This is a genomic window from Streptomyces sp. HSW2009 (assembly GCF_040240285.1).
Taxonomy (GTDB): Bacteria; Actinomycetota; Actinomycetes; order Streptomycetales; family Streptomycetaceae; genus Streptomyces.
The window spans coordinates 1-8,283 of record NZ_JBEHZD010000370.1 but is presented as its reverse complement, the minus strand read 5'-3'; the positions used below and the strand labels follow the sequence as shown (position 1 = coordinate 8,283).

Here is an 8,283-nt window from a genome sequence, read left to right as displayed (position 1 = left end):
CCACGTAGCGCCGGAGGTCCCGCCGTAGGCCCCGCCGGGCGCCGATCCGTAGGAACCACCGGACCCACCAGCCCCACCAGCCCCGCCGGCCCCGGCGGAAGCAGCCCCGGACGCCGCACCGTAGGGCGCACCGGACGCCGCGCCCGACGCCGCACCGGACGGCCGGCCCGGGGGCGTTGCCGAGGCCCGGTCCCAGTCGCCGAACTCGGCCCCCGCACCGCGCGCCCCCGCGCCACCCCACTCCCGCGGGTCCGGCCGCCCGTCGGCGCCTCGCGCCCGGTCCGTTTCCTGCCGGCCGTCCGACCCCGCGCGGTCGTCCGCGTCGCGCCAACTGTCCCTGTTCAGCTCGGCGTTGGGGCTGGCACTCTGGCTGAAGTTGTCGCCGGCGTCGTGGCCGCTTCGCCCCGTGCGGTCAGCGCGGTCGCCCCACTCCACACGGTCGCCCCGCTCAGCCCGCTCAGCCCGCTCAGCCCGCTCAGCCCGCTCCGAACGATCGGCACGCTCCGTACGATCCGTACGCCCCGCGCGCTCCGAACGCCCCGCAGGCTCCCCCCACCCCGGGTCCTCAGCACGGTCGGCCCGGGCGCCGCGTCCGCTCCACTCGGCCCAGTCGCGCGCGGTGCGCTGGCTCCGCTCGGCGCGGTCGTAGCCGCCCGGCCGCTCGTAGCCGTCGCCCGGCTCGTACGCGCCACCGCGGTCGTACGCCTCCCCGCGGTCGTACGCACCACCGCCGTACGCCTCGCCCCGGTCGTACGGCTCCCGCGGGCCGGCCGTGTCGCGCGGCGGGCGGTCGGCGTGGCCGGGGCCCGGGGGGGGGGCGCCGGCCGGGCCTGGGTCGTGTCCGTCGTAGCCACCGAAACCGCCGTAACCGCCGTAGCCCGCCTGCTGGCCCGCGTCGTACGCGTCACCGCCGGCGCGCGGGCCCTCGTCGGTGGGGCGGGGCGGGTTCGAGGTGCGCGGGGCGGTGCCCCAGTCCTCGTCGTCCGGGGCGGGACGGCGGGGGGCCGGGGCGTCGCCGGGCCCGGTGCGCCGCGGGGTGCCGCCGCGCACGTGCTCAAGCAGGGTGCGCAGGGTGGGTTGGATGGCCCGCTGGTCGGTGAACTCGGTGTCGAGCGCCGCCGGCAGGGTCTCCGCCCAGAACTCCCACAGCGGGCGCACCCACCCCTCCACCCGTTCGCCGCCGCGCTCCCGGCGCTCGGCGAGCAGGTCGAGCTGGCGCGGGGCGATCTTCTCCACCAGTTCGGTGAAGAGCGCGTGCGGCTCGCTGCCGTTCCTGGCCAGGCCGGCCGGCTGGGCGCCCATCAGCTCCCGGCAGTAGTCCTCCACGATCCGCTCGTCGTCCAGCACCGTCCACCGCTCGTACGCGCGCAGCAACTCGGCCCAACTGGAGACGCCGCCGGGGAAGTCGCCGAGCCGCAGCCGCACGCCCGGCACCTGGTCGCCGGTCTCCGGGAAGAGCCGCAGCCGCACCCGCTCGGGCGAGCCGACCTCGCCGTCGACGACGTCCACCTGACCGTTCCACATACAGCACAACAACCGGTGCAAGATGGTGCGCCGGTCCTCCTCGCTGCTGACCATCCAACTGTCCCGGAAGCCCAGCCGCTGCCGCCAGCGCAGCACGTCCTGCGCCTGCTCGTGGTCCTTGGCCCTGGCCCACTGGCGCAGCACCTTGCGGGCCTCGGGCACCTGGGTCAGGCTCATCTCGCTGCGGAACAGCACCACCGTGATGGAGTCGGACTCCACGCCGCGGTACTCCACCGAGTTCTTCGCGTCCGACGGCAGCCGCAGCGCCTTGCCCAGGTACTCCTGCACCTCCTCGATCGCCTGCACCCGCGGGTGGGTGACCAGCACCCGCAGCGGCCCGGTGCCCTCCGGCGTGAAGCCCACCGGCAGCAGCCCGGTGAGCTTGCGCCCGAACAGGTCGAGCGCCTCCTTGCTGACCTGCTCGGCGGCGTCCGTGTCGCCGGCAGCCGCGGCCAGCAGGGCGCCCATCGGCGGCAGCAGCGGGCGCTCTTCGAGCTGTTCGCCGCTCTCCGCGAACAGCCGGGTGATCCGCCCTTCGAGCTGCGTCTTGACGGCCGCGACCGCGCTGTCGGGGGTGCGCCGGCTGAGCGCGTGCACCCGCCGCCAGGTGTCCCCGTCGACCAGCTTGAGCAGCAGCGCGCCCGCCTCGTCGTGCTCGCGCAGCCCCTCGCGCCGGATCAGCCGGGTGACCAGGTCCTCGTAGAAGTGGTTGAGGGTGCGCTGCGGCGGCAGCAGGTACGAGATGCCGGTGCGGTCCTCGTACAGCTCAAGGCCCTTCTGCGCGGAGACCTTGCGCTCCCGCTCGGAGTGCTTGAGGAAGGCGTTGACCAGCCGGGTCAGGTCGCCGGCCGCCGCGTCCGCCTGCGGCTGCCAGCGCTGCTGCTGTTCGCGCCACGCCTCGTGCCACACCGTCAGCGAGCGCCACCGGTACCAGGCGTCCTGTTCCTGGATGGCGGCCTGCACGTCGTCGTCGCCCCAGCGGGCCGGGGACATGCCGGCGAGCCGGCCCTTGATGCGCGGGGCCTTCGGCGGCTGGTCGGACAGGCCCGGCGGGCGTTGCGGGGCGACCGAGCGGCTGTTGAGCATGCCGAGGAAGCCGAGCCTGGCGATGGGCTCCTCGCTCTTGGGCACGCCCCGTACGACGCGTTCGGCGAAGAACGGGTCCTCGCTCTGGAGCAGCTTGTCGATCGCCGGGCGCGGCGAGAACCGGTCGGCCATCGACGCGGCCTGCCGCTCCGCGATCGCCTGGAGGTCGTACAGCAGCCGCTGCATGTCGGTGATCCGCTCGCCGAGCGCCTGCTCGATGGCGCGGCTGCCGCGCGGCAGCGGATCGGGTTCGGGCACCGCCAACTGCCGGCGCTCCCACAGCTCTTCGAGCTGCGCGTCGGCGAAGAGCTGCCGGATCATCGGGACCGCGTTCTCCGGCAGCGCGGTCCGCGGGCGCTCCACGAGTTCGGTGACCGCCTCCCGCAGCAGCCGGCCCGCGACCAGGTCGGCGAGCTGGTCGATGGGGGCGGTCATGGAGGCGACCAGGCTGGTGGAGACGCCCTGGCGGCCGATGCCGGTGGGCGAGATGGCGCTGCGGTGCACGCCGCGGTTGATGAAGCTGGCGGCGAAGGTCTGGAAGTCGTCGTCGGCCGCGAGCGCCCGGCCGCGCGCCGAGCCCTCGCCGAGTTCCGTGCCGACCAGCGACATCACCAGCGAGACGATGGAGCGCCGCAGGTCGTCCTGGCGGATGCCGGCGGTCGGGCTGAACAGGAACGCGGTCGGCAGGATGCCGGTGCGCAGCCGGACGGTGGTGGAGCCCGGGTAGCGGATGCCGAGCCCGGCGTCCTGGTCGAGGTCGCCGATCTCGGCGCCTTCGGTGGGCGCGTTCTGCCCGTCGACCATGCGGAACAGGTCGACCAGGGCGCGGGCCGCGTTCAGGTCGGCCTCGCGCCCGCCGCCGGCGGCGGTCGGGAACGAGGACGGCATGACGACCAGCGGGTAGATCTTCGCGCCGTCGAAGCGGCGGAGCTGGAACGCGTAGTTGATCAGGTGCAGGTAGTCGAGGAAGATGCCGGCGCCGGTGCCGCCGGCGACCGAGAACGCCACGAACACGTCGCAGCCGTTGACCTTCCCGCCGCCCAGTTCGCTCAGCTCGCCGGCGGACCTGGCGATGGAGTCGATGGCCTGGAGCAGCGGTTCGAGGACGGGCGCCAGGCTGTGCCGCAGGGTGGCGAAGAGCGCGGCCCGGCCGACGGTGGGCAGTTGGCCCGCGCCGTTGTGCAGCGGGGTCACCTTGGGTTCGTCGATGCGCGGCGGCAGCCAGTCGGCGACCTCGTCCCGCAGGCTGGCCCGGAGCATCTTGGTGACCTCGGGCGAGCTGTCGAAGTTCGGCAGCAGGTTGTGGGTGGCGCGCGAGGTGTGCGCGTACGCGGCGCGCAGCGAGGGGTCGACGTTGAACTGCGGCAGCCGTTGCAGGTCCGACTCGCTGTAGTCGGCGTACACGAACTGGAGGCAGTCCGGGAGCTGGTAGGGCGCGTGGCCGCTGAGCCGGCTGGTGAGGGCCACGCCGTCGGGGCCGCAGAGTTCGCCGCGTAGTCGGCGCTCCAGTTCGGCGCCGACCAGGCCGCCGGTGCCGCCCAGTCCGACGAAGAGCATCGGCTGGAAGATCTTCATGGGTTTTTCCTCCCCGCTTGCGGCCCCGTTCGCGGCCGTCGTTCTCGCTTGCGTCTGTGTGCCGCGCCGCTGCCGTGCCGCGCTGCGACGCCCGGGGCGGGCCGGCCGCGGCCCGGCGGGCGGGTCCCCGGCCCGCGCCCTTCGGCGGGGTGCGGCCTCTCGCGGGTGGTGTGCGGTGGGACGACCGGCCTTGTCTACCCGACGGACCGGCCACTGTCTGCGCACCCGGGCCGGCCCGCGGGTGAACAACCCCCACACGCCGGGCCGCCACCCGCGTCCCACGCCGCCCGCCGTGGCCCGTACGGACGCGCCGCCAGCGGCCCGTACGAGCATCGGGCCAGCGGCCGTCCGCCGACCACCGGGCCGACGGCCGTCGTCAAGCATCGGGCCAGCGGCCTTCCGTACGAGCCAGCCGGCCGCCGTGGTCCGTACGGACGTGCCGGAGGCCAGGGCCTGGCGGGGGTCCGGCAGGGCCTGGCCTCGGTGACGGGGGCCATCGGGGTGCGCGCGTGGCGGGGCGTCAGCCCGTACGGCGGGGCGGGCGTCAGTCCTTGGCGAGGACGAACGAGACGCGGGCGGTGCCGATGCCGTCCACCTTGGCCTCGACGAGGTAGGTGCCGGCCAGCGCCGCGTTGGTGCCGGAGGGGGCCGGGCAGTTGCGGGCGGTGGTCTTGCGGTCCCACTCCACGGTGCGCTTGATCTTGTCGTTGGCCGGCACCCGCACCAGTGAGGTGGCGCTGCCGCGCGGGCAGTCGTCGGAGGCCCAGATGTGCTCGTCCGATGAGTCCGTGATGGTGAGCGCGGCGGACGCCCGGCCGAGGTCGATCTTGCAGGCGCTGTCCCCGGAGTTCTTCACGGTCAGCTCGAACTTGGGCTTGTCGCCCGGCTCGTAGGAGTTCTTGATGCTGCGCAACGCCAACTCCACGGCGCCGGCCTCGCAGTCGGCGAGCGTCGAGTTCGACGGCTCAAGCGCGCCGTTGCCGACGCCGAGGCCGCCGGCCGCGCCCGTGGTGCCACGGCCGCCCGCGCCGCCGCTCGCCCCGCCGGAGCCGCTGCCGCCCGAGCCGCCGCTGCCGCCGGCGGACGCGGCGCCGTCCTCGTCACCTGAGCCGCCGGAAGCACCCGAGCCGCCCGAGCCGCCTGAGCCGGAACCACCGGAGCCGGCGGAGTCGCCCTCGTCCGACTCGTCGCGCCCGCCGGGCCGTTGGCTGTTGAGCGGGCCCGATGAGGACGGCCCCGGCGTGATGGTGTCGGTGGATTCGTGGCCGCTGTTGCCCTTGGCGTCGTCCTTGCCGCCACCACCGTCGTCGCCACCGAGGCTCATGGCCCAGATGACCAGGACGACCAGCAGCGCGATCAGGGACAGCGCAACTGCCCTTCGCCGCCAGTAGATGGTGGAAGGGAGCGGACCGATCGGATTGCGCAGAGATCCCACGCGGAAACTCTACGAGAGATCCGATAGGGGACCTGCCACTACCCGCCGCATTCCGGGCCTACTTTTCGCATCATCTGCCCGGGGGCGGTACTTCGAGGGGGCGGAAGCGGCATTCCGGGTGCCCCGGGGTGACGTTCCGGGCGCGCGGGGTGACGCCCGGTCATGTGCCCCGGTGTCTGGCCCGGCCATGTGTCCCGGCCCCCGCCGCAGGCCGCGCACACGCCGTACGCCCCGCGCCTCGTCCGCGGGCCCGGGCTACCTCTCCCCCCTCCTCCTTCTTCTTCGTACGAGCCCCTTCTTTTGCATGAGCTGCATGAGCCGTACGAGCTGCATGAGCCGTACGAGCGGTCGAGCCGTACGCGGCACAAGCCCGCCCCCCCCGCCAGCTCCCACCGCTCGCCCCGCACCGCCGCACCCGCCCGCCCCCGTCGCCCCGCCCCGCGCCCCGACGCGCGTCCCCGTACGGCTCACGCACCGCTCCCCGCACGCGCGTCCCCGCGCTCGGACGTGGTCCGTACGGCGGTCTCGGCTCACCCGGCCGCCCGGCGCGGGCCGTTTCGTCGCGAGCCGGGGGCGTGCCAGGATCGGTGGTGCCATGACTGCCACGCCCGCGCCGTCCGTCGACGCCCCCACGTCCGCCGAGGCCGCCCCCCAGCCGTCCCAGTCCGCTCCGTCGCCCCAGCCGTCCCCGTCGGCCGCAGCGGATTCGTCCGCCCCGACGGCTGCGCCGGCCCCGTCAGCCCCGCCGGTTCCGGCCGGGCCCGCGGCAGCGCCGTCCGCCGGGCCCGCGGCGGGCGGGGAGTCCGCCGCGCCCGTACCGGCCGCCGTCCTGCACTCCGCCGTCAACGCCTGGTTCGAGACGCACGCCCGCGACCTGCCCTGGCGGCGGCCCGAGGCGGGCGCGTGGGGCGTGATGGTCAGCGAGTTCATGCTCCAGCAGACGCCGGTGGGCCGGGTCCTTCCGGTGTACGAGCAGTGGCTGGCCCGCTGGCCGCGCCCGGCCGACCTGGCCATCGAGCCGCCGGGCGAGGCGGTCCGTGCCTGGGGCCGGCTCGGCTACCCGCGCCGTGCGCTGCGGCTGCACGCCGCGGCGGCGGCGATAAAGGAACGGCACTGCGGCGACGTGCCCCGCGAGCACGCACAGCTCCTCGCGCTGCCCGGGGTCGGCGAGTACACGGCGGCGGCCGTGGCCTCCTTCGCGTACGGGCAGCGCCACCCGGTGCTCGACACCAACGTCCGGCGGGTCTTCACCCGGGCCGTGACCGGCAAGGAGTACCCGCCGAACGCGACCACCGCCGCCGAGCGCAAGCTCGCCCGCTCGCTGCTGCCGGCCGACGAGCCGACCGCGGCGCGCTGGGCCGCGGCCACCATGGAACTCGGCGCGCTGGTGTGCACGGCCCGTTCGCCCGAGTGCGGCCGGTGCCCGATCGCGGCGCAGTGCGCGTGGCGGCTCGCGGGTTCGCCGGCGCACGAGGGGCCGCCGCGCCGCGGCCAGACCTACGCCGGTACGGACCGTCAGGTGCGCGGCAAGCTGCTCGCCGTGTTGCGGGACTCGACCGACCCGGTGCCGCAGGCGGAGCTCGACCGGGTGTGGCACGAGCCGGTGCAGCGGGCCAGGGCGCTGGACGGGCTGGTCGCCGACGGGCTGGTGGAGCCACTGGCGGGCGGCGTCTACCGACTCCCACAGACCTGACCCGGTCCGGCTCCCGCGGACCTGACCGGGACCGAACGACGTACGTAACGACTTACATAGGGGCGCCCGCAACGACGTACGTAACGGCGCAGGTAACAACCACCCCACAGCACCCCCTCCACCGCCGGCCCCCCACCGCCCGCCGGGCCGTCGACGGCCCGCCGCCAGGCGAAATCCGTGACGCAGCGCTGCCGCGAACCGCACGGAGCGTAGAGGTGGGGAGGGGGCGGACGGGGGCCGCCGGCCGCTGTTACACAACCTATGGGTAGCTGTGCATCCACGGCAGGGCTGGCGTACGGAATGCCGCAACAGCGTCTCCGTAAGTTCCTCGGTAACACGCCGCGTGACCGGTGGCGTGACGTGGGGAACACCGTGGGACGGAGGCTGTGCGATGACCAGCAGCGGCAGCAAGGTACTGGACTTCGAGGAATACGTGCGGAACCGGCAGGACGCGCTGTTGCGCAGCGCCCGCCGCCTCGTGCCCGACCCGATCGAGGCGCAGGACCTGCTCCAGACCGCGCTGGTGCGTACCTACGGGCGGTGGGACGGCATCGCCGACAAGTCGCTGGCCGACGCGTACCTCCGCCGTGTCATGATCAACACGCGTACGGAGTGGTGGCGCGCCCGCAAGCTGGAAGAGGTGCCCACCGAGGAGCTGCCGGACGCCCGCGTCGAGGACGGCACCGAGCAGCACGCCGACCGGGCGCTGCTGATGGACGTGCTGTCGTGTCTGGCGCCGAAGCAGCGCAGTGTCGTCGTGCTGCGACACTGGGAGCAGATGAGCACCGAGGAGACCGCGGAGGCGCTGGGGATGTCGACCGGCACCGTCAAGAGCACGTTGCACCGTGCTCTGGCACGGCTGCGCCAGGAGCTGGAGAGCCGTGCCCTGGAGACGTCCGCGCTGGAGCTGTGTCTTATAAACCTCTGACGCTGCCGACCATAAACCTTGTGTAGCTGTCGGTGGGCGGCG

At 74.5% G+C, this 8,283-nt stretch carries 4 protein-coding genes; 2 read left to right on the top strand and 2 right to left on the bottom strand.

The features are described 5' to 3' along the window. Nucleotides 1–4,185, bottom strand: a 4,185-nt coding sequence (locus tag AAHZ94_RS23615) for a tubulin-like doman-containing protein (protein WP_349995008.1), incomplete at its 3' end; no start/stop codon positions are given. Between the two features lie 544 nt (nucleotides 4,186–4,729). Next, nucleotides 4,730–5,620 carry a hypothetical protein gene (locus AAHZ94_RS23610; protein WP_349995006.1) on the bottom strand — a complete coding sequence of 297 codons (891 nt, stop codon included), beginning with the start codon at nucleotides 5,618–5,620 and terminating at the stop codon, nucleotides 4,730–4,732. A gap of 595 nt (nucleotides 5,621–6,215) precedes the next feature. Between AAHZ94_RS23610 and AAHZ94_RS23605 the strand changes: the two genes are divergently transcribed. After that, nucleotides 6,216–7,313 (top strand): iron-sulfur binding domain-containing protein, encoded by a 1,098-nt coding sequence (locus AAHZ94_RS23605; protein ID WP_349995004.1) that lies wholly within the window; start codon nucleotides 6,216–6,218, stop codon nucleotides 7,311–7,313. A 391-nt stretch (nucleotides 7,314–7,704) separates the two neighbouring features. Then, nucleotides 7,705–8,241 carry a SigE family RNA polymerase sigma factor gene (locus AAHZ94_RS23600; protein WP_349995003.1) on the top strand — a complete coding sequence of 179 codons (537 nt, stop codon included), beginning with the start codon at nucleotides 7,705–7,707 and terminating at the stop codon, nucleotides 8,239–8,241. Nucleotides 8,242–8,283 lie beyond the last annotated feature (42 nt).

Bases quoted from the DNA above. Each gene is read 5' to 3' on its own strand.
- AAHZ94_RS23605 (WP_349995004.1), top strand. From the start codon at position 6,216: ATGACTGCCACGCCCGCGCCGTCCGTCGACGCCCCCACGTCCGCCGAG.
- AAHZ94_RS23600 (WP_349995003.1), top strand. From the start codon at position 7,705: ATGACCAGCAGCGGCAGCAAGGTACTGGACTTCGAGGAATACGTGCGG.